Genomic DNA, 21,000 nt, shown 5'->3' on the forward strand with positions numbered 1-21,000 from the left:
GAGACCGGTCGGCGCGCCTCGCGGACGCGGGAGACCAGCCTGATCGTAGGCGGCGGCACGGACGGGGCGGTGCTCCGCCTGTTCGACGGCTACCGTGTGACCGTGTCTCCGTTCGATGACGCCTTCGGGCCGGACTTCGGCCCGACCGACGGTTCCGGTCCCCCGCCGCTCACGATGGAGGAGCGCGCCGGGGTTCTCGACGACCTCGCCGAGCTGGAGGTCTTCCGCACCCTGCTCGAGCCCACCGGCATCAAGGGCATCGTCGTGGACTGCCCCGACTGCGAGGAGGAGCACCACGTCGACTGGGCGCTGATGCAGGCCAACCTGCGCCAGCTCCTCGACGAGGGCCAGACCGGGCGGCACGAGCCGCCGTTCGAGCCCGACCCCGACGACTACGTCAGCTGGGACTACGCCAGCGGCTACGCCGACGGCGTCGCGGCGCTCGCCGAGCGCGACGAGCCGAGCGGCCGGCGCACCGGCCGGCACGCCCGCGACGACTGAGCTATGACATCGCGGTCCTCCGGACCGCACCGGGGCCAGGTGCCGTCCCCGGCGCCGCTGAGCCCCGCCGTCGTCCCTGCGCGGACCCCTCCGCGGCCCACTCGGGCCGACCGAGCGGGTGGTCTTCCCGTCGAGAACCCGTCGAGGGCCCTCACCCGGTCCGAGAGAGGGCCCTCAGCGTGCGCTCGTCGGTCGGGATGGCCGCTCAGGTCATGATGCCGCGGCGGAATCCCGTCGCGACCGCCTCGGCGCGGTCCTTGGCGCCCAGCTTGCGGAACAGCCGCCGTGCGTGGGTCTTGATGGTGTCCTCGGACAGGTAGAGCTCCCGGCCGATCTGCGCGTTGCTCTTGCCCTGGCTCATGCCGGTGAGCACCTGCATCTCGCGCATGGACAGGGCGGCGACCGGGGCGGCGTCGCGGACCGTGGAGCGCACGGTGGTGGGCGCGGAGCCGGCCAGCGGTGCGGCTCCGCTCCACGCCGGCGTCGGCATCGGCGCCGACTGCTGCGGGATGCGCCCGTCGGCGCGCAGGCCCACCCGGGACAGCCCCAGCCCCATCTCGATGGGCGTGGCGTCCCAGCGCAGGTATCCGCGGGCACCGAAGGCGACGGCGGCGCGGACGCTCTCGGCGTCGTCGGGCGCACCGAGCACCAGGACCGCGAGGCCGGGGAAGCTGCGCAGCGCCTGCGTGGCGGCGGTGAGACCCGTGTCCACGGCCCGCTGGGTGCCGACGACCAGGACGTCGGGCGTGCGGGTGGCCAGCCGGGACATCAGCGACTGCGCGTCGCCGATGACCTCGACCCGGCCGACGAAGGGCAGGGCGACCAGCCGCGAGGCGACGTCGTCACGGACCCGCCGCCGCTCGTCGTAGACCCACACGGTCGCGCCCTGCACGGGCGCACGCATCCTGTCGTCGATCACACCTGCTCCTCGCTCCTCCCGGCCGGGATGCGGCCGGGTCCCCCCGCCGGCCGGGATGCGCCCGGTCGGGTGTCGCTCGGCTCGGGTGGAGGGCTCCCAGCGGGGGCCCTCCACCTCTGCGCAGGTCACACGCCGGATCCGGGGTCTCCCCCTCCCCGCGTCCGGGCATCACCTGCAGCCACCTTGATCGACCTGCAGCCACCACGACAGACGCCCTCACCCCGGGGGGTGACCGCCCTCGAGCGGTGGTGACAGAGCGCACACCGGCAAAAAGTTGCGAATCGGAGGTGTTTGACGGCGGGACGGCGAGGGCACCGGCCCCTTGCAGCCGGACAGCCCCCTCCGGCTCGATCGAGTCCTGGAGGAGACATGGCCGACATCCGCAGACTCCCGACGCCCGTCGCGGAGGTCTGGGACTGGCAACTCCATGGCGCATGCCGTGGCGAGAACACGTCCCTCTTCTTCCACCCGGACGGCGAGCGCGGTCCGGCGCGGGCTCGGCGGCAGACCGCGGCCAAGGCCGTCTGCGCCCGGTGTCCGGTCGTCGATGCCTGCCTCAAGCACGCCCTGGCCGTCCGCGAGCCGTACGGCGTGTGGGGCGGCATGAGCGAGGAGGAGCGGGCCCGGCTGATCGCCGCCGAGCCGGCCGCCGTCGCCGCGGGGGTCTGACCTCGCAGTAGAGACGCCGAAGAGGGCGGGTCCGGAGATCTCCGGACCCGCTCTCTTCGTTCGTCCGCGCCGACGTCCTCCCTCACCAGGACGGGTCCTCCCTCACCGTCGACGGCGAGGGAGGACCCGCGATGATCAGGTCAACTGATCATCGACGTCGAGGCGGTCAGTGGCTGTGCCCGTGACCGCCGTGCGAGTGCCCGTGCGTGTGGTGCCCGGCACCGTCGTGGTCGTGCTCCTCCTCGGGAGCCTCGACGACAGCGGAGTCGGTGGTCAGCACCATCGCCGCGATCGAGACGGCGTTGCCCAGCGCGGCCTTGGTGACCTTCACCGGGTCGATGACGCCCTGCGCGGCGAGGTCGCCGTACTCACCGGTCGCGGCGTTGAAGCCGTTCCCGTCGCCCAGGTCCCGGACCTTGGCGACGACGACGCGGCCCTCGAACCCGGCGTTGTCGGCGATCTGCACCATCGGGGCCTCCAGGGCCGTGCGCACGGCACGGGCACCGGTCAGCTCGTCACCCTCGAGCGACAGGGCATCGATCGCGGCGGCGGCGTGCACCAGCGCGGAGCCACCGCCGGGGATGACGCCCTCCTCCACCGCGGCGCGGGTGGCGGCGATGGCGTCCTCGATGCGGTGCTTGCGCTCCTTGAGCTCCACCTCGGTGGCCGCGCCGACCCGGATGACGCCGATGCCGCCGGCCAGCTTGGCCAGCCGCTCCTGCAGCTTCTCGCGGTCCCAGTCGGAGTCGGTGGCGTCGATCTCGCGGCGGATCTGCGCGACCCGGTCACCGATCCCCTCGGAGGTGCCGCCACCGTCGACGATCGTGGTGGTGTCCTTGGTGACCGTGACCCGGCGGGCGGTGCCGAGCACCTCGAGGCCGACCGAGTCCAGGGACAGGCCCACGTCCTCGGTGACGACCTGCCCGCCGGTGACGACGGCGAGGTCGGCCATGAAGGCCTTGCGGCGGTCGCCGAAGTAGGGCGACTTCACCGCGACGACCTTGACCGTCTTGCGGATCGAGTTGACGACCAGGGTGGACAGCGCCTCGCCCTCGACGTCCTCGGCGACGATCAGCAGCGGCCGGGCACCGGTCGACAGGACCTTCTCCAGCAGCGGCAGCAGGTCGGCCAGCGCGCTGATCTTGCCGCTGACCAGCAGGACGAGGGCGTCGTCCAGGACGGCCTCCATGGCCTCCTGGTCGGTGACGAAGTACGGCGAGAGGTAGCCCTTGTCGAACTGGACGCCCTCGGTGACGTCGAGCTCGGTGCTCAGGGTGTTGCTCTCCTCGACGGTGATGACGCCGTCCTTGCCGACCCGCTCCATCGCCTCGCCGATCAGGTCGCCGACCTCGGCGTCCTGGGCGGAGATGGTGGCCACGCCCGCGATGGCGTCGCGCTTCTCGACCGGGATGGCGGCGGCGTCGAGCGCGGCGTGCACCGCGTCGACGGCGGCGCGCATGCCGCGGCCCAGCGCCATCGGGTTGGCGCCGGCGGCGACGTTGCGCATGCCCTCGTGGACCAGAGCCTGGGCGAGCACGGTGGCGGTGGTGGTGCCGTCACCGGCGACGTCGTTGGTCTTGGTGGCGACGTTCTTCGCCAGCTGCGCGCCGAGGTTCTCGAAGGGGTCCTCGAGGTCGATCTCGCGGGCGATGGTGACGCCGTCGTTGGTGATGGTCGGGGCGCCGAACTTCTTGTCGATGACGACGTTGCGACCGCGGGGGCCGATCGTCACCCGCACCGCATCGGCGAGCTTGTCGACGCCGCGCTCGAGGCCGCGCCGGGCGTCCTCGTTGAACTTGATGATCTTTGCCATGCCAGACCTCTCGTAGAGGGAAGTGCAGGGGGTGGGCTGGGCGGGTGAGGCCCAACGGAGACCGCCCCGGGACCCGGTGTTCGGGTCGCCGGGGCGGTCGGGTGAGCGCGAGGGCTCAGTGCTGAGGAGAGGTCACTTCTCCACGACGGCGAGCAGGTCGCGGGCGGAGAGCACGAGGTACTCCTCGCCGGCGTACTTGACCTCGGTGCCGCCGTACTTGGAGTAGATGACCACGTCGCCGACGCTCACGTCGAGCGGGACGCGGTTGCCGTTGTCGTCGATGCGGCCGGGGCCGACGGCGACGACGGTGCCCTCCTGGGGCTTCTCCTTGGCGGTGTCCGGGATGACCAGACCGGAGGCGGTGGTGGTCTCGGCCTCGTTGGCCTGGACCACGACGCGGTCCTCCAGCGGCTTGATGCTGACCTTGGTAGCGGTCGTCACGTCGGTGACGCCCCCTTCGGTGTAGGACGGCAGGGATAGTTCGATGCTGTGGCACGGGATCCGGGCACCCGCCGTCGCGGGGGTCGGGTGCCAGCCCGTGTCGTTGGCACTCTACCCAGGAGAGTGCCAGCCGCTCAACCCGGTCCCCGAGGTGGGTGACGTCGGGACGGACCGGCCCGTACGCCACGCTGTCCCGGTGGACCGGCCATCCGAGGAGCAGACCGCCGAGACGGTGCGCCAGCTGCGCGCGCTGACGACCCCGGAGGGCGCGGCGGCGCTGGCGCGCGCGGCGGCGCTGCTGGCCGAGGGGGTCGATGCGGTGGCCGCGCTGACGCGGCTGCGCGCCGAGGTGGGCGCGGACCTCGCCGGCCCGGCGTGGGGCATCGCCCGCCAGCGGCAGAAGGCACGGGCGACGTTCGGGGCCGATGCGGACCGCTTGCTGTTCACCGGCGACACCCTCGAGCAGGCCGGTCGTCCCGAGCTCGCCGCCCGGCGCGCGGCCCGGCTGCTCGCCGGGGGCGCCGACTCCGTCGCCGACCTCGGGTGCGCCGCGGGCACCGACACGATCGCGCTCGCCCGCGCCGGTGCGCGGGTGCTCGCCGTCGACCTCGACCCGGTCGCCCGCGAGCTGACCGCCGCCAACGTCGAGGCGCTCGGGGTCTCCGACGACGTCTGGGTCGTCGCCGGGGACGCGGTCGAGCTCGTGGCGGCCGCCCGCGGTGGCGAGGTGGCCGGCTGCGGCGCCGCCGTCCTGGACCCCGCCCGCCGCGCCGGCGGGCAGCGGCTGATGGACCCCGACCGCTGGTCGCCCCCGTGGTCGACCGTCGCACTGCTGCTCGACCGGGTGCCGACGTGCGTGGTGAAGGTGGCCCCGGGGCTCGACCACGACCGCGTGCCCGAGGGCGTCGAGGCGGAGTGGGTGTCGGTCGGCGGGTCGATCGTCGAGGCGCTGCTGTGGGGCCGCGCGGTGTCCTCGACGTGGCGGCGGGCGACCCTGGTCGGCGACGGCGAGGTGCACGAGCTGACCGCCGACGCCGACCCCGGCCCGGCCCCCACCGGGCCGGTGCGCGGATGGCTGCACGAGCCCGATCCGGCGGCCATCCGGTCGGGACTGATGTCACTGGTGGCCGCGGACCTGGGCGCGACGCTGATCGACCCGACGATCGCCTACCTGAGCTCCGACGCCCGTGCCGGATCGCCCTGGGTCAGCTCCTACCGGGTCGACGAGGTCCTGCCGTTCAACCTCAAGAAGCTCAAGGCGCTGCTGCGCGAGCGCGGGGTCGGCCGCGTGGTGGTGAAGAAGCGCGGCTCGGCGATCGAGCCGGAGACGCTCGCCCGCCAGGTGCGCACCGACGCCCCCGGGACGGCGACCGTCGTCGTCACCCGCGTCGCCGGGAACCCGACCGCACTGGTGTGCGACGTCAGCGGCTGACGACGTCGATCGGCAGCGAGCTGTCCGCGCCCAGGTCGGGGGCCGACGGCGCGACGCCGGCGGCGACCAGCCGCGACCCCAGCGCCGCCACCATCGCGCCGTTGTCGGTGCACAGCTTGGGGCTGGGCACGCGCAGCACGATGCCGGCCTTCGCGCAGCGCTCCTCGGCGAGCGCACGGAGCCGGGAGTTGGCCGCCACTCCCCCGCCGAGCACCAGGTGGTCGACCCCGTGGTCGCGGCAGGCGCGCACCGCCTTGGCGGTGAGCACGTCGGCCACCGCCTCCTGGAACGACGCCGCGACGTCGGCGACCGGCACCGACTCCCCGGCGCGCTCCCGGGCCTCCACCCACCGCGCGACGGCGGTCTTGAGGCCGGAGAACGAGAAGTCGTAGACCGGGTCCCGGGGGCCGGTGAGCCCGCGGGGGAACGCGATCGCCGCCCGGTCGCCCTCGCGGGCCGCCCGGTCGATCGGCGGGCCGCCGGGGAACGGGAGGCCCAGCACGCGGGCGACCTTGTCGAACGCCTCGCCGGCCGCGTCGTCGATGGTGCGGCCGAGCGACTGCACCTCCTGCGCCAGGTCCGGCACGAGCAGCAGCGAGCTGTGGCCGCCGGAGACGAGCATCGCGATCGATGGCTCGGCCAGCGGCCCGTGCTGCAGCTCGTCGACGGCGACGTGCGCGGCCAGGTGGTTGACCCCGTACAGCGGCTTGCCCAGCGCCAGCGCGTAGGCCTTCGCGGCGGCGACGCCCACGAGCAGGGCCCCGGTCAGCCCCGGGCCGCTCGTGACCGCCACCGCGTCGACGTCGGAGGCCCGGAGGCCGGCGTCGGCCAGGGCGCGGTGCACGGTGGGCACCATCGCCTCCAGGTGCGCGCGGGAGGCGATCTCCGGGACGACGCCCCCGAAGCGCTCGTGCTCGGCCACCGAGGTCGCCAGCGCGTCGGCGAGCAGCGTGTGCCCGCGGACGATGCCCACGCCCGTCTCGTCGCACGAGGTCTCGAAGCCGAGCACGACCGGTTCCTGCATCACGGCTTCTCTCCGTCCCGGGTCGCTCCCGCGGGGCGCTCCCGCCTCATCACCACGGCATCGGTGCCGCTCGGTTGGTAGTACTTCGGGCGCCGGCCGATCTCGGTGAACCCGCGCCGCCGGTAGAGCCCCTGGGCGACGTCGTTGTCGGCGCGGACCTCCAGCAGCACCACGGGGCTGCGCCGCCGGTCGGCCTCGGCCAGGAGGGCGTCGAGCAGCAGGGCACCGAGGCCCCGGCCCTGCCGCGCCCCCGTGACGCCGATCGTGGCGACGTGCGCCTCGTCGTCGTAGGCGATCAGCCCGGCGTAGCCCACGACGGCGCCGTCGTCGTCGTCGGCCACGAGGTAGTGGCGGGTGTCGGTCTGCGCCAGCTCGTCGCGGTACATCGCCGCCGTCCAGGTGTCGGGGGCGAAGAGCTCCTCCTCGAGCGCCATCACCGCCGGCAGGTCGGCCAGCCGCATCGGCCGGAGCCGGGTCACTGCGTCACCGGCTTGATCGACGTCGGCGGCACCGCGTCCGGACGGCGCAGGTACAGCGGCACCAGGGGCGCGGCCGACGACGGGTCGGCCAGCTGGGGACCGGCGGCGCGCAGCAGCCCCTCGGTGGTCACGTCCGCCGCGCGCACGTCGGCGCCCAGCCGCGCGGCGAACGCCGGGTCGCCGACGAACGGCCCCGGCAGCCCGAGCTCCTCCGGCCGGACGACGGCCGGCCCCTCGGTGCGCGCCCCGCTCGCGTCGTAGGCGGCCCAGTAGACCTCCTTGCGCCGGGCGTCGGTGACGACCGTGCGGGCGCCGGACCCCACGGCGTCCAGGGAGCACACCCCGACCACCGGGAGGCCCCGGGCGTCGGCGAGTGCGGCGGCGGTGACGACACCGACCCGGAGCCCCGTGAACGGCCCGGGCCCGAGACCGGTGACGACCGCCTCGAGGTCGGCGAGCGCGAGGCCCGCGTCGGCGAGCACGCCCTGGACCGCGGGTGTCAGCAGCTCGGCGTGCTTCGTCCCCGACGGGACGGCACGCTCGGCGAGCACCGTGGTGCCGTGGTCGGCCGACCACCGCGCCAGGCCGGCGACGAGCGTCGGGGTGGCGGTGTCGAGCGCGAGGACCAGCACGACCGATCAGCGTAGGCGAGTGCCGGCGGCCACCTCGTGGACGATCTCGAGACCGTCCTCCTCGTCGACCTGCTCGCCGACGGCCACGAACCCCTCGGCGAGCACCAGATCCAGGGATGCCGTGTTCGACGGCGCGACCGAGGCGCGCACGGTGGTCACCGCCGGCTCGTCGGCCGCCCACGCCAGCAGGGCGCGCAGCGCCGCTCGCGCGTACCCCTGCCGCCGGTGCGCCGGATCGATGGAGTAGCCGACCTCCACCATGCCCGCGGCGTCCGGCGGGCCGTGGAACCCGGCCCGGCCGACGGACAACTGCCGCTCCGGGTCGTGGACCACCCGGGTGATCCAGGGTGCGCTGGACGGGTCCGCGAGCACCTGCTCGGCCCGGACGCCCCAGACCCAGCGGCACTCGTCGCCGGCGAGGTAGGGACTCAGGGGCACCGGGGCTGCCGCCTCGGCCGCGGTCAGGTCCCCGACGGCGAGCGCGCGGAGCGCGGTCGGGCTCAGCGCGACCAGCTCCACCCGGCGGCCCACGGGCGGAAGACTAGCCACGACCCGCCCGCTGCACCGACGTCCCGGAGTCCTCGGCAACCGGCTGCTCCCGGCGCTCAGCTCCCGTCGAGCCGGGCCGCCCAGCTGGGGCCGTGCGGCACCAGCAGGGCCGTGCGGACGTCGTCCTCGCGCCGGTCCAGCCGCACCTCGAGGTGCTCGTCGGCCAGCTGCTCGACCAGCCCCTGCCCCCACTCGACGACGGTCACCGATTCGTCGGTCGAGGCATCCAGGTCCAGGTCGTCGACGTCGGCGTGGCCACCGAGCCGGTAGGCGTCGACGTGCACCAGCGGGATGCGACCGCCGCGGTGCACCCGGGCGATGACGAACGTGGGCGAGGTGACCGGCTCCCGGAGGCCGAGCCCGACGCCGATGCCCTGGGTGAGGGCCGTCTTGCCCGCGCCCAGGGGACCGACGAGCACCAGCAGGTCACCGGGGCGCGCGAGGACGGCCAGCGCCTCGCCCAGGGCGTGGGTGTCGGCGAGCTCGGGCAGCACGTGCTCGCGGTTCACGCGACCTCCTCCAGCGACCCGGCGACGGCGGTCAGATCGGCCAGCAGCCCCGCGCGGGGGGCGCCGTTCGGACCGAACCGGATGGCGGCCGACGGGTGGTAGGTGGCCCAGACGGCGCGGCCGTCGACGTCGTGCGGACGCCCGCGGACCGCGCCGAGCACCGTGCGCGGGCCGAGGAACCACTTGGCCGAGGAGAGCCCGAGCGCCACGACGACGGGGGTGTCGAGGAGCTCCAGCTGGCGGCGGAGCCAGCCGCTGCACCGCGCCACCTCGGGCGCCTTCGGCGTGCGGTTGCCCGGCGGCCGGCACTTCACGATGTTGAGCACGGCCGCCTCGGTCCGCGACAGCCCGGCCTCGGCCAGCAACTGGTCCAGCAGCGCCCCCGACTTCCCGACGAACGGCCGGCCGGTCTCGTCCTCGGTCGCGCCGGGCGCCTCGCCCACCAGCACGAACCGGGCCCGGCCGCTGCGCGGGAGGTCCCCGATGACGACGTGCTGCCGGGCGGCCGCGAGCTCTGGGCAGGCCAGGCAGCCACGTGCCGCGGTGGCCAGGGCCGCCCAGTCGGGGGCGGCCGCAGCCGTGCGGGCCACCTCGTCGGCGGCGGCGTCGAGCCTCGGCGGGCGGGGTGCGGCCACCTGCGCACCCTAGCGAGCTAGTCCGGGGTCGCCGCCCGCGCGGCCGCCACGCGGCGCAGCAGGCCGGTGAGCGCGCGGCTCACCTCGTCCGGCGCCTCCAGCGTGACCATGTGCCCGGACCCGGGGACGACGACGTACTCGGCATCCGGCAACCGCTCCACGATCAGGTCGCTGTGCCCCTTCGGGATCATCTTGTCCTCGTCGCCGGTGAGGACCAGCGTCGGGACCCGGCGCAGCGGCTCCAGCCGCCCGGTCTCGTCCAGACCCGCCAGCGCCGAGTAGAACTCCGCGATGACGTCGACCGGGGTGCCGGCGATCATCGCGTCCACGTACCGGCTCAGCGCGGGGTCGACGTCGGCCGAGCCGAACGACAGCGAACGGGTCGCGGCGGACACCAGGTCGGCGGCGACGCGCCGGGTGCGCTCGGCGAACGCCGGACGCCGCCGCATCGTCCACGCCGCGACCGGAAGCACCGCCGAGCGCACCCGGGTGAGCAGCTCGGGGAGGCCGAAGTCCAGCTCGGCCAGGTTCCCGCTGGAGGTGGAGATCAGCGCCGTTCCGGCGATCCGGGTACCGAACAGCTCCGGCCGCAGCGCCGCCGCCCCCATGATCGTCATGCCACCCATGGAGTGCCCGACCAGCACGACCGGGCCACGGGGAACCCGGGCATCCAGGACCGCGACGAGATCGCGGGCGAGCTGCTCGATGGTCGAGTTCTCGGACGGCCCCCGGCCGGACGATCCGTGGCCGCGCTGGTCGTAGAACACCAGCCGGGCCAGGGGCCGGTGCCCGTTGGCGGTGGCCAGCTCGGCGGCCAGCGTGCGTCGCTGGAACGCCCACGAGGCCATCGAGAGCGTGTAGCCGTGCACGAAGACGACGGTCAGCGGGGCGTCCCGGGGGCCGATCTCCTCCACGGCAAGCAGGACGCCGTCGTCGGCCTGGACCAGCGCCGTGCGGTCGGCGGGGCGGGCGTCGGCGCCGAGCGGATCGGCGTGGCGCAGCTGCGCCTCGGTCAGGCCCTGCGCGATCTCGGCGGCCGGCCCGAGCTCGGCGGCCCGGACCCGCCGCGCGGCGATCCGGCTGACGGCGACCCCGGCCGCGGTGCCGGCGGCGGCCAGGCCGACGACCGCGCCGAGGACCCCGGCGGTGTGCCCGCGGGGGTGCTTGCCGGCGGCCGGCCGTGCGCGCGCCATCAGACGGCTCCCGCCGAGCCGACGTAGCGGCGGCCGAACCGGCCGCCGATGCGGGTGACCAGCTCGTAGTGGATGGTGCCGGTCGCGTCGGCCCACTGCTGGGCGGTGGGCTCACCCTGGTCGCCCGGCCCCCAGAGCACCACCTCGTCGCCGGCCGCCACCGTGGCGTCGCCGACGTCGAGGACGAACTGGTCCATGCACACCCGGCCGGCGATCGTGCGCTGCGCCCCGGCCACGAGCACCGGGGCCTGGTTGCCGGCGGCCCGGGGCACCCCGTCGGCGTAGCCGACCGGCACCAGCGCCAGCGTCGTCTCGGCCGGGGTCGCGTAGGTGTGCCCGTAGGACACGCCGGCACCGGCCGCCACCCGTTTGGTCAGCGCCACCCCGGCCCGCACTGTCATCGCCGGACGGAGGCCGTGGTCGGCGGCGTTCCCGCCGAGCGGGTCGAGCCCGTAGACGGCGACGCCGGGCCGCACCATGTCGAACCAGGTCTCGGGCAGCGCCACCGTGGCCGCGGAGTTGGCCAGGTGCCGGCGGGCCCCGGTGAGCCCGGCGGCGTGCGCGATCGCGACGGCCTCCTCGAACACCCGTACCTGCGCGCCGATCGTGGGGTGGGTCGGCGCGTCGGCGTAGGCCATGTGGCTCCACAGCCCGACGACCTCGACGTCGCCGTCCGCCCGGGCCCGCGCCGCCGCGGCGACCAGGTCCGGCCAGTCCGCGACGGCCGCGCCCTCGCGGGAGAGCCCGGTGTCGACGCACAGGTGCAGCCGGGCGGTGCGGCCCGTGGCCCGGGCGGCCGCGACCACATCGGCCAGGCCCCGGAGGTCGTTGACCGAGACCTCGACGTCGGCCTCCAGCGCCGCGGCGAAGTCGGCGCCGGGCCCGTTCAGCCAGGCGAGCACCGGCGCGGTGACCCCGGCCGCGCGCAGGGCCAGCGCCTCGTGCAGCACGGCGACGCCCAGCTGGTCGGCCCCGCCGGCCAGCGCCGCCCGCGCCGCCGGCACCAGACCGTGCCCGTAGCCGTCGGCCTTGACCACCGCCATGAGCGGGCGGCCGACCCGCTCCCGCAGCACCGCGGTGTTCGCGGCGATGGCGTCGAGGTCGACGACCACCTCGGCCCCGGTCCCGTTCGTCACGGCTCCGAGTCTGGCAGGTGCTCGGCCCGGACCCCACGCACCCGGTACACGGCCTCGGGGAGGCGCCGCACCAGGTCGCCGGCGAGCAACGGCCCCCGCGCGGCGGCGAGCTGCCCCGCCCGGCCGTGCACGTGCGCGGCCACGGCGGCCGCCTCCGCGGCCGGCAGGCCGCTGGCCAGCAGCGCGCCGGCGATGCCCGACAGCACGTCCCCGGTGCCGGCGGTGGCCAGCCACGGGGTGCCGGTGGCGTTGACGAACGCCGTGCCGTCGGGGTCGGCGACGACGGTGGCCTCGCCCTTCAGCAGGACGACGGCGCCCAGGCCGGCGGCCAGCCGGCGCGCGGCCCCGATGCGGTCGGGGCCGACCTCCTCCCCGAACCGGGCGAACTCCCGGTCGTGCGGGGTGAGCACCGTGGGTGCCCGGCGGCCGCGGACGAGGTCCTGGTCACGGGCGAGCATGGTGAGCGCATCGGCGTCCGCGAGCACCGGCAGGTCGGTGGCGAGCACCTCGGCCAGCACGCTCCGCGCGTCGTCGTCGGTGCCCATGCCCGGGCCCACCACCCAGCACTGCACGCGCCCCGCGTCACCCGGCCGGCCCGCGGTGACGATCGCCTCCGGCCAGGCGGCGCGCACCCCGTCGGCCGCCGTCCCGGCGTAGCGCACCAGGCCCGGCCGGGTCCGCAGCGCGGCGCCCGTGCACAGGACGCCGGCCCCCGGATAGGTGGCCGAGCCGGCGACGACGCCGACCACGCCCTGCGAGTACTTGTCGTCGTCGGCGTCCGGGACGGGAAGGCGGGCCGCGGCGTCGGCGTCGGTGAGCTGCTGGGCTCCCGGGGACGGCAGGACGGCACCCAGCCCGATGTCCACCAGGTGGACCTCGCCCGCGTGGCCCCGCCCGTCCCCGACGACCAGGCCGGGCTTGACCGCTCCGAAGGTGACCGTGTGGGTGGCCGGGAAGGCCGCGCCCTCGACCGCGCCGGTGTCGGCGTCCACCCCGCTCGGCACGTCGACGGCGACCATGAGCGCCGGACCGGCGGCCGCCCGCCCGGCGAGCTCGGCGGCCGGGGGCCGCAACCCGCCCGATCCGCCGATGCCCACGATGCCGTCGAGCACGAGGTGGGCGCGGTCGAGGAGCGGGCCGCCCGCCCCGGGGGACACGGTGCGCCCGCCCGCACCACGGAAAGCGGCCAGCCCGGCCGGGTGGGCCCGACCGGGCTCCAGCAGCACGGCGTGGACCCGCGCACCCCGGCGGGCGAGCTGCGCGCCGGCGATCAGGGCGTCACCCCCGTTGTTCCCGGCACCCACGAGCAGGACGACGCGGGCACCGTACGGGCGGCCGAGCAGGCGCAGGCAGACGGTCGCCAGGCCGGTGGCGGCGCGCTGCATCAGCGCGCCCTCGGGCAGGGCGGCCAGCAGCGGGGCCTCGGCGGCGCGGACCTCGGCGGCCGTGTGCAGCCCGATCACGCCGGCTTCCGCCCCAGGCCCTCGGCGACGACGACCGCCGAGGCGATGCCGCCGTCGTGGCTCAGCGAGACGTGCCAGGCGGTGACGCCCAGCTGCGCCGCCCGGCCGGCCACCGACCCGCGGACCTCCAGGTGCGGACGACCGTGGTCGCCGACCGTGACCTCGGCGTCGTGCCAGTGCAGGTCACCCGGCGCTCCGAGGGCCTTGGCCACCGCCTCCTTGGCGGCGAACCGGGCGGCCAACGACTCGCCGGTCCGCGGGCTGCCCGAGGGTGTGCGCTGCTCGTCGGCGGTGAACAGGCGGTTCCGCAGCCCCGGCGTGCGGGCGAGCGACTCCGCGAAACGGTCCACCGGCACGACGTCGATCCCCACCCCGATGATCACCCGGCCAGTCTGCCGCGCGACCGTCCGGATCGCCGCCCGGGCTCCGGGGAAGCTGGTCCTCCCTCAACTGGCGGCGTCCTCCCTCGGCGTCGGCGGTGCGGGAGGACGCTCGATGATCAGGTCACCTGATCATCGACGGGCTCACTCGACGGTGACGCTCTTGGCCAGGTTGCGGGGCTGGTCGACGTCGTAGCCCCTGGTGTCGGCGATCTCGCAGGCCAGCACCTGCAGCGGCACCGTGGTGACCACCGGCGCGAGCAGGGTCGGCGTGCGCGGCACCCGGATGACGTGGTCGGCGTAGGGCAGGACGTCGTCGTCGCCCTCCTCGGCGATGACGATCGTGCGCGCCCCGCGGGCCCGGACCTCCTGGATGTTGGAGACCACCTTGCTGTGCACCGAGTTGCGGCTGCGGGGCGAGGGGACGACCACCACCACGGGGGTGCCCTGGTCGATCAGGGCGATGGGCCCGTGCTTGAGCTCGCCGGCGGCGAAGCCCTCGGCGTGGATGTAGGCCAGCTCCTTGAGCTTCAGCGCGCCTTCGAGCGCCACCGGGAACCCGACGTGGCGGCCCAGGAACAGGATCGTGTCCGCGCCGGCGAGCGTCCGGCCCAGGGCGCGCACCGGCTCCATCTGCTCGAGCACCGTCGCGACGGCCTCCGGCAGCCGGCGCAGGTCGTCGACGATGGCGGCGACCTCGTCCTCGAACTTGATCCCGCGGACCTGGGCCAGGAACAGGCCCACCAGGTAGCAGGCGACGATCTGGCTGAGGAACGCCTTGGTGGAGGCGACGGCGATCTCGGGGCCGGCGTGCGTGTAGAGGACGGCGTCGGACTCGCGCGGGATGGTCGAGCCGTTGGCGTTGCAGATCGCCAGGACGCGGGCCTTCTGCTCCTTGGCGTGCCGCAGCGCCATCAGGGTGTCCATGGTCTCCCCGGACTGGCTGATGACGATCACCAGCGTCGACCGGTCCAGCACCGGGTCGCGGTAGCGGAACTCGCTGGCCACCTCGACCTCGACGGGGATGCGGGTCCAGTGCTCGATGGCGTACTTGGCGATCAGGCCCGCGTGGTAGGAGGTGCCGCAGGAGACGACGAAGATCTTGTCGATGTCACGGAGCTCCTGGTCCGACAGGCGGACCTCGTCGAGCACCAGCTCGCCGTCCTCGGCGAGGCGGCCCAGCAGGGTGTCGGCGACCGCCTGCGGCTGCTCGGCGATCTCCTTGAGCATGAACCAGTCGTAGCCGCCCTTCTCGGCGGCTGCGGCGTCCCAGTCGACCGTGTAGGCCGTGGGCTCGACCGTCGTGCCGTCGAAGCCGGTGACGGTCAGCCCGCGGGTGCGGTCGATCTCGACGACCTGGTCCTGGCCCAGCTCGCGGGCCTCCCGGGTGTGCCCGATGAACGCGGCGACGTCGGAGCCCAGGAAGTACTCGGCGGCACCGTCGGCCGTCTCCCCGATGCCGACCACCAGCGGGCTGCTGCGCCGCGCGGCCACCAGGGTGTCGGGCTCGGCGACGTGCGTGGCCACCAGCGTGAAGGCACCCTCCAGCCGCTGGCAGACCGCGCGCATCGACTCGGCCAGCCGCCCGGGCCCGTCCGGGGTGGCCGCGTACTCGGCGGCGAGCAGGTGCGCCACGACCTCGGTGTCGGTCTCGGAGGCGAACTCGACACCGGCGGTCTCGCACTCGACGCGCAGCGCGGCGAAGTTCTCGATGATCCCGTTGTGGATGACCGCGACCGAGCCGTCGGCGGACACGTGCGGGTGGGCGTTGCGGTCGGTGGGCCCGCCGTGGGTGGCCCAGCGGGTGTGCCCGATCCCGATCGTCGCCTCCGGCAACGGCTGGTCGGCCAGCACCTTCTCCAGGTTGGCCAGCTTGCCGGCCTTCTTCGCCGTGCTCAGCTCACCGCCGGAGACGACGGCGACGCCCGCGGAGTCGTACCCGCGGTACTCGAGCCGGCGCAGCCCCTCCAGAACGACGCCGAGGGCGTCCTGCGGACCGACGTAACCCACGATGCCGCACATTGCACCGAGGGTACCGGGAGCGGCCCCGCGATCGGACCCGCGCGGGTCCGACGGACCCCGACGGGTGAGCCGGGGCGGCGGTCAGCCCGCGGCGACGACGGCCGCGAGGCGCCGGGCCACGGCGTCGGCCTGCTCCTGGGTGGGCGCCTCGACCATGACCCGGACCAGCTGCTCGGTGCCCGACGGCCGCAGCAGCACCCGGCCGGACTCGCCCAGCTCCGCCTCCACCGCGTTGACGGCGGCGGCGACCTCCTCGCTCTCGGCGACCGCGAGCCGGTCGTGGACCGGGACGTTGACCAGCACCTGCGGCAACCGCTGCACCACGGAGGTGAGCTCCGCCAGCGAGGCGCCGGTCGCGGCCATGCGGGACAGCAGGGCCAGGCCGGTGAGCAACCCGTCCCCGGTGGTGGCGTGCTCCAGGAACACCAGGTGCCCGCTCTGCTCCCCGCCGAGGCTGAGGTCGGCGGCGCGCAGGGCCTCCAGCACGTAGCGGTCGCCGACGGCGGTGGTGCTGACCGAGATGCCGGCGTCGCGCATGGTGTGGTGGAAGCCGAGGTTGCTCATCACCGTGGCGACGACGGTGTCGGACTTGAGGGCCCCGCGCTCGTGCAGGGCCAGCGCGCACACCGCCAGGATGGCGTCGCCGTCGACGACCTCCCCGGCGGCGGTCACGGCCAGGCAGCGGTCGGCATCGCCGTCGTGGGCGATGCCGATGTCGGCGCCGCGCTCGCGGACGGCCTCGACCAGCGGCCCCAGGTGGGTGGAGCCGACGCCGTCGTTGATGTTCCAGCCGTCGGGGTCGCAGCCGATCGAGTGGACGGTGGCCCCGGCGCGGCGGTAGACCTCCGGCGCGGCGGTGGCGGCGGCACCGTGGGCGGCGTCGACGACGACGGAGAGACCGGTCAGGGGCCGGTCCACGGTCGACAGCAGGTGCTCGACGTAGGCGTCGGTGCCGTCGGCGAGCGCGCTGACACGGCCGATGAGGTTCCCGGTGGGGCGGTGCCCGTCCGAGGAGCCGGAGGCGACGGTCTGCTCGACCGCGGCCTCGACGGCGTCGGGCAGCTTGTGGCCGCCCCGGCTGAAGAGCTTGATGCCGTTGTCGGGCATCGGGTTGTGGCTGGCCGAGATCATGACGCCGAGGTCGGCGTCGTTCCGGCCGGTCAGCCAGGCCAGCGCCGGCGTGGGGACCACCCCGGCGAGGAGCACCTCGGCTCCGGCGCTCGTGAGACCCGCGACGACCGCGGCCTCGAGCATCTCCCCGCTGGCTCGGGGGTCGCGGCCGACGACCGCGACGGGACGCGAGGTCCCGTCGCGGTCGGCGAGCACGCCTGCGGCGGCACGTGCCACCGAGAGGGCCAGCTCCGGCGTGAGGTCGGAGTTGGCCCGACCCCGGACGCCGTCGGTCCCGAAGAGGCGACCCACGGACGTACCGGTCAGCGCTTGGAGTACTGAGGCGCCTTGCGGGCCTTCTTGAGCCCGTACTTCTTGCGCTCCTTGACCCGGGGGTCACGGGTCAGGAAGCCGGCCTTCTTGAGGGCCGGGCGGTCCTCGGCCTCGATCTCGATGAGAGCGCGGGCGATCGCCAGGCGCAGCGCGCCGGCCTGGCCGGTGACGCCGCCACCCTTGAGCAGGCCGACGACGTCGTACTGCTCGCCCTTCTCGAGGGTCACGAACGGCTCGCGGATGAGCTGCTGGTGCACCTTGTTCGGGAAGTACTCCTCGAGGGTGCGGCCGTTGAGCTTGAACTGGCCGGTGCCGGGCAGCAGCCGCACGCGGACGACTGCCTCCTTGCGCCGGCCGACGGTCTGGACCGGACGCCCCTCGGCGTCGGTCACGGTCAGTGCACTCGTCACTGGGCCACCTGCTTGATCTCGTAGGTCTGGGGCTGCTGCGCGGCGTGCGGGTGCTCCGGGCCGGCGTAGACCTTCAGCTTCTTGAGCATCTGCCGGCCGAGGCTGTTGTGCGGCAGCATGCCCTTGATCGCGCGCTCGATGACGCGGTCGGGGTGCGTGCGCAGCTGGTCGCCGACGTTGGTGGTCTTGAGACCGCCCGGGTGACCGGAGTGCCGGTAGGCGACCTTGTCCTCCCGCTTGGACCCGGTGAGGGCGACCTTGCCGGCGTTGACGATGACGACGAAGTCGCCGACGTCCACGTGCGGGGCGTACTGGGGCTTGTGCTTGCCGCGCAGGATCTGCGCGGTCTGGCTGGCCAGTCGACCGAGCACCACGTCGGTGGCGTCGATGACATGCCAGGCCCGGGCGACCTCGCCGGGCTTGGGGGTGTACGTGCGCACGGCGCTCGTGTCCTCCGTCGTCGTCGGGATGGCTGGTGGGATCGCCTCACCGAGCACGGGAGACGGATCTGCACGCGCGGCACCAGCCGGCACACGCGCCAACCGAGCACGATACCAGCAGCGCCGGGGCGGTCTCCCGCCCGCGTTCAGACGACCTCGCGCAGCCGCCCGGTGTCGACGTCGTAGACCGTGCCCCGCACCTCGGCGGCGAGCAGGTACGCGCTCTCGCGCACCAGGCGGATCGACTCGCGGACGTCGTCGTCGACGTCGGCGAAGGCGCGCATCGGCCACGGGGGCCGCTGCCCGGTCGCCTGCTCCACCTGCTCGGCGAAGGCGGCCTCGTCGGCTCCGGCCAGGCCGCAGCGGGTGTGGTGCACCAGGAGCACCTCGCGCGTGCCGAGCACGTGCTGGGAGATGGCCAGCGAGCGGAGCACGTCGTCGGTCACCACCCCGCCGGCGTTGCGGATGACGTGCGCCTCCCCGGGCGCGAGGCCCAGGAGCCGGTAGACGTCCATCCGCGCGTCCATGCACGCCACGACGGCCACGCCCCGGGCCGGGCGGGCCGGTCCGCCGTCGCCGGGCGCCTGCTCCGCCCACGCCGCGTTCGCCTCGAGCATCCGATCGATCTCAGCCACGGCCGGACGATAACCGGCTCACCCGGAGCGGTGCCGCCGGACCACCTCGCCGAGCGTGGCCGCATCCAGCTCCGGCCGCCCACCGGCGTGCGCGACCGTCCCGGCGGCGGCGGCCGCGGCCACCCAGGCGGCGTCCTCGGGTGCCGCGCCCCCGAGCAGCGTGGCGGTGAGGGCGGCGACCCAGACGTCGCCGGCGCCGGTGGGGTCCACCGGCGCCTCCCCGAGCAGCGGGACGACGACCTCGCCGTCGGCCCACCGCGGGTCGGCCTCCAGCTCCGTCGCCGCGACGCCCAGCGCCGGGCCCGCCCGCCAGGCCACCAGGTCCCCGGCCTCCCCCACGGCCAGCGCGACCAGCCGCGGACCGGCGGTCAGCAGCTCCGCGGCCGCCTCGCCCGCGGCGGCCACGTCCGGCAGCTCCCGGCCGACCAGCTGCGCCGCCTCGGCCGCGTTCGCCCGGACGACGTCCGCGCGCGCCAGCACCGCGGCCCGCGTCTCCGCGTCCTCCGGGGCGCCGTCGGCCACCACGACGGCGGTCCCCGGCACCCGCTGCAGCGCCGCCCGCACCGCTGCGCCCGGCTGCTGCAGCTGCAGGCTCAGCACCTGGCAGGCGGCCAGCTGCCCGCCCGCGCCGGCGACGTCATCGGCGGTCAGGTGCACGTCGGGCGGCACGTGCTCGACCAGCCGCCGGCGTCCACCGTCCTCGACCAGGTCCACCAGGAGGGCGGTCTCGGCGCCCGCGCGGGGAACGACCGAGGAGACGTCGATCCCGTCGGCGGCGGCCTGCGCCAGCACGTCACGACCGGCGTCGTCGTCGCCCACGACGCCCACCAGCGCGACCGGGACGCCGAGCTGGCGCAGGGCCACCGCCTGGTTCGCGCCCTTGCCGCCGAGCAGCTCCCGCCGCCCCGAGGCCGCCACCGAGCCCCCGGCCGCGGGCAGCCCGCTCATCCGGAGCACCAGGTCGCGGCCGATCTGACCCAGCACGACGACGTCGGCCATCCACCCTCCTCACGGTCGGTCCCCGGCGCCACCCGGCCGGCGATCAGCGAGGATGTGCCCCGTGCGCACGGTCGAGGAACACCAGGCGGTGGTGAGCGCCCTGCTGCCCGCGCTCGCGGAGGAGTCGGTGCCGCTGGCGGCCGCGCACGGACGGGTGCTGGCCCGCGACGTGGTCGCGCAGGTGCCGCTGCCCGGCTTCGACAACTCGGCGATGGACGGCTACGCCGCCCGGTGGGCGGAGGTCGGACGGGCCTCGGAGAGCCCGGTGCGGCTGCCGGTGGCCGAGGACATCCCCGCCGGCCGCACCGACGTCGTCCCGCTGGCGCCGGGCACCGTGCACCGCATCATGACCGGCGCGCCGCTGCCGCCGGGCGCCGACGTCGTCGTCCCGGTGGAGCTCACCGACGGCGGCACCGACGTCGTCCTGATCAGCGACTGCCCCCCGGCCGGCAGCCATCTGCGCCGTGCCGGCGAGGACATCGCGGCGGGCACCGTCGCGCTCACCGCGGGATCACCCCTCGGGTCGTCGCAACTGGGCCTGGCCGCCGCCGTGGGCGTGACCGAGCTGCCGGTCCGCCGACGCCCCCGGGTGCTCGTCCTGTCGACGGGCAGCGAGCTCGTCGCCCCCGGGGAGGAGCTCGCCCCGGGGCAGATCTACGAGTCCAACTCCACGCTGCTCGCCGCGGCGGTCGAGGAGGCCGGCGGCATCCCGCGCCGGCTGCACTTCGTCCCCGACGACGTCGACCAGTTCCTCACCACGGTGCGGGCCGAGCTGACGACGGCCGACCTGCTCATCACCAGCGGCGGGGTGAGCGCCGGCGCCTACGAGGTGGTGAAGGACGCCTTCGGGACGCTGGGCACGGTCGAGTTCGGCAAGGTGGCGATGCAGCCCGGCGGTCCTCAGGGCGCCGGCACCGTCGACGGCGTCCCCGTGGTCACGTTGCCCGGCAACCCGGTGAGCGCCTTCGTGTCCTTCGAGGTGTTCGTGCGACCGGCGCTGCGCCGTGCGCTCGGCCACGCCTCCCCCGACCGGCTCCGCGTCCCCGCCCGACTGACCGCGCCGCTGCGCTCGCCCGCGGGCCGCCGCCAGTTCCTGCGCGGCCGCTACGACGGCGGCGAGGTCTCGCAGGTCGGTGGGCCGGGGTCGCACCTGGTCGCCCACCTGGCCCGCGCCAACTGCCTGGTGGCCGTCCCCGAGGACGTCACCGAACTGCCCGCCGGCGCCGAGGTGCAGGTCGTGCTGATCGAAGGAGCGCTCCGATGAGCGAGCGTGCGA

At 75.3% G+C, this 21,000-nt stretch carries 23 protein-coding genes; 4 read left to right on the top strand and 19 right to left on the bottom strand.

Annotated features, from left to right (window positions below; genetic code table 11):
• Positions 1–102 precede the first annotated feature (102 nt).
• Positions 103–501 carry a DUF5319 family protein gene (locus ABDB74_RS17805; RefSeq protein WP_346620099.1) on the top strand — a complete coding sequence of 133 codons (399 nt, stop codon included), beginning with the start codon at positions 103–105 and terminating at the stop codon, positions 499–501.
• Between the two features lie 205 nt (positions 502–706).
• Here ABDB74_RS17805 and ABDB74_RS17810 read toward each other — a convergent pair whose 3' ends face one another.
• Positions 707–1,405, bottom strand: a complete 699-nt coding sequence (locus ABDB74_RS17810; protein WP_346623909.1) for a response regulator transcription factor — start codon at positions 1,403–1,405, stop codon at positions 707–709.
• 384 nt (positions 1,406–1,789) lie between these two features.
• On the opposite strand from ABDB74_RS17810, the gene ABDB74_RS17815 reads away from it, so the two are divergent.
• Positions 1,790–2,089, top strand: a complete 300-nt coding sequence (locus ABDB74_RS17815) for a WhiB family transcriptional regulator (protein ID WP_014377936.1) — start codon at positions 1,790–1,792, stop codon at positions 2,087–2,089.
• Between the two features lie 166 nt (positions 2,090–2,255).
• Here ABDB74_RS17815 and groL read toward each other — a convergent pair whose 3' ends face one another.
• Together groL and groES are read right to left on the bottom strand one after the other, a co-directional pair.
• Positions 2,256–3,902, bottom strand: coding sequence for a chaperonin GroEL (groL, locus tag ABDB74_RS17820; protein ID WP_346620100.1), 1,647 nt, complete (start codon positions 3,900–3,902; stop codon positions 2,256–2,258).
• 132 nt (positions 3,903–4,034) lie between these two features.
• On the bottom strand, positions 4,035–4,343 hold the full coding sequence (groES, locus tag ABDB74_RS17825; RefSeq protein ID WP_346620101.1) for a co-chaperone GroES: 309 nt from the start codon (positions 4,341–4,343) through the stop codon (positions 4,035–4,037).
• Positions 4,344–4,539: 196 nt separating this feature from the next.
• Here groES and ABDB74_RS17830 point away from each other — a divergent pair, with 196 nt between their 5' ends.
• Positions 4,540–5,775, top strand: coding sequence for a THUMP-like domain-containing protein (locus tag ABDB74_RS17830; protein WP_346620102.1), 1,236 nt, complete (start codon positions 4,540–4,542; stop codon positions 5,773–5,775).
• On the opposite strand, the gene tsaD is transcribed toward ABDB74_RS17830, so the two are convergent.
• The 16 genes from tsaD to ABDB74_RS17910 all read right to left on the bottom strand — a co-directional run bounded on the left by tsaD (position 5,765) and on the right by ABDB74_RS17910 (position 19,724).
• The gene (gene tsaD / locus ABDB74_RS17835; RefSeq protein ID WP_346623911.1) at positions 5,765–6,799 is read right to left on the bottom strand and encodes a tRNA (adenosine(37)-N6)-threonylcarbamoyltransferase complex transferase subunit TsaD; all 1,035 of its coding nucleotides are present in this window, start codon (positions 6,797–6,799) and stop codon (positions 5,765–5,767) included. The genes ABDB74_RS17830 and tsaD overlap by 11 nt on opposite strands.
• Positions 6,799–7,278, bottom strand: a complete 480-nt coding sequence (rimI, locus tag ABDB74_RS17840) for a ribosomal protein S18-alanine N-acetyltransferase (protein WP_346620103.1) — start codon at positions 7,276–7,278, stop codon at positions 6,799–6,801. The genes tsaD and rimI overlap by 1 nt, the downstream gene beginning before the upstream one ends.
• A complete protein-coding gene (tsaB, locus tag ABDB74_RS17845; RefSeq protein ID WP_346620104.1) occupies positions 7,275–7,910 on the bottom strand; it encodes a tRNA (adenosine(37)-N6)-threonylcarbamoyltransferase complex dimerization subunit type 1 TsaB in 636 nt (211 codons plus the stop codon). Before tsaB ends, rimI begins: the two co-directional genes overlap by 4 nt.
• A 6-nt stretch (positions 7,911–7,916) precedes the next feature.
• Complete coding sequence (locus ABDB74_RS17850) at positions 7,917–8,441, bottom strand: GNAT family N-acetyltransferase (protein ID WP_346620105.1); 525 nt, start codon at positions 8,439–8,441, stop codon at positions 7,917–7,919.
• Positions 8,442–8,515: 74 nt separating this feature from the next.
• The gene (tsaE, locus tag ABDB74_RS17855) at positions 8,516–8,968 is read right to left on the bottom strand and encodes a tRNA (adenosine(37)-N6)-threonylcarbamoyltransferase complex ATPase subunit type 1 TsaE (protein WP_346620106.1); all 453 of its coding nucleotides are present in this window, start codon (positions 8,966–8,968) and stop codon (positions 8,516–8,518) included.
• Positions 8,965–9,603 (bottom strand): uracil-DNA glycosylase, encoded by a 639-nt coding sequence (locus ABDB74_RS17860; RefSeq protein ID WP_346620107.1) that lies wholly within the window; start codon positions 9,601–9,603, stop codon positions 8,965–8,967. Before ABDB74_RS17860 ends, tsaE begins: the two co-directional genes overlap by 4 nt.
• A 17-nt stretch (positions 9,604–9,620) precedes the next feature.
• The gene (locus ABDB74_RS17865; RefSeq protein WP_346620108.1) at positions 9,621–10,796 is read right to left on the bottom strand and encodes an alpha/beta hydrolase; all 1,176 of its coding nucleotides are present in this window, start codon (positions 10,794–10,796) and stop codon (positions 9,621–9,623) included.
• Positions 10,796–11,932 carry an alanine racemase gene (alr, locus tag ABDB74_RS17870; RefSeq protein ID WP_346620109.1) on the bottom strand — a complete coding sequence of 379 codons (1,137 nt, stop codon included), beginning with the start codon at positions 11,930–11,932 and terminating at the stop codon, positions 10,796–10,798. Before alr ends, ABDB74_RS17865 begins: the two co-directional genes overlap by 1 nt.
• Positions 11,929–13,395, bottom strand: coding sequence for an NAD(P)H-hydrate dehydratase (locus tag ABDB74_RS17875; protein WP_346620110.1), 1,467 nt, complete (start codon positions 13,393–13,395; stop codon positions 11,929–11,931). The genes alr and ABDB74_RS17875 overlap by 4 nt, the downstream gene beginning before the upstream one ends.
• Positions 13,392–13,778 (bottom strand): holo-ACP synthase, encoded by a 387-nt coding sequence (locus ABDB74_RS17880; protein ID WP_346620111.1) that lies wholly within the window; start codon positions 13,776–13,778, stop codon positions 13,392–13,394. Before ABDB74_RS17880 ends, ABDB74_RS17875 begins: the two co-directional genes overlap by 4 nt.
• Before the next feature lie 141 nt (positions 13,779–13,919).
• Positions 13,920–15,797, bottom strand: coding sequence for a glutamine--fructose-6-phosphate transaminase (isomerizing) (gene glmS / locus ABDB74_RS17885; RefSeq protein WP_346620112.1), 1,878 nt, complete (start codon positions 15,795–15,797; stop codon positions 13,920–13,922).
• Positions 15,798–15,878: 81 nt separating this feature from the next.
• Positions 15,879–17,219 carry a phosphoglucosamine mutase gene (gene glmM, locus ABDB74_RS17890; RefSeq protein ID WP_346620113.1) on the bottom strand — a complete coding sequence of 447 codons (1,341 nt, stop codon included), beginning with the start codon at positions 17,217–17,219 and terminating at the stop codon, positions 15,879–15,881.
• Positions 17,220–17,230: 11 nt separating this feature from the next.
• A complete protein-coding gene (gene rpsI / locus ABDB74_RS17895; RefSeq protein ID WP_346620114.1) occupies positions 17,231–17,650 on the bottom strand; it encodes a 30S ribosomal protein S9 in 420 nt (139 codons plus the stop codon).
• A complete protein-coding gene (rplM, locus tag ABDB74_RS17900) occupies positions 17,647–18,090 on the bottom strand; it encodes a 50S ribosomal protein L13 (protein WP_346620115.1) in 444 nt (147 codons plus the stop codon). Before rplM ends, rpsI begins: the two co-directional genes overlap by 4 nt.
• A 146-nt stretch (positions 18,091–18,236) precedes the next feature.
• Complete coding sequence (locus tag ABDB74_RS17905) at positions 18,237–18,725, bottom strand: carbonic anhydrase (RefSeq protein WP_346620116.1); 489 nt, start codon at positions 18,723–18,725, stop codon at positions 18,237–18,239.
• Between the two features lie 18 nt (positions 18,726–18,743).
• A complete protein-coding gene (locus ABDB74_RS17910) occupies positions 18,744–19,724 on the bottom strand; it encodes a PfkB family carbohydrate kinase (RefSeq protein ID WP_346620117.1) in 981 nt (326 codons plus the stop codon).
• Positions 19,725–19,776: 52 nt separating this feature from the next.
• Here ABDB74_RS17910 and glp point away from each other — a divergent pair, with 52 nt between their 5' ends.
• Positions 19,777–20,988, top strand: a complete 1,212-nt coding sequence (gene glp / locus ABDB74_RS17915) for a gephyrin-like molybdotransferase Glp (protein WP_346620118.1) — start codon at positions 19,777–19,779, stop codon at positions 20,986–20,988.
• The last annotated feature ends 12 nt before the right edge of the window (positions 20,989–21,000 follow it).

This window comes from Blastococcus sp. HT6-4, assembly GCF_039679125.1.
Lineage (GTDB): Bacteria > Actinomycetota > Actinomycetes > Mycobacteriales > Geodermatophilaceae > Blastococcus > Blastococcus montanus.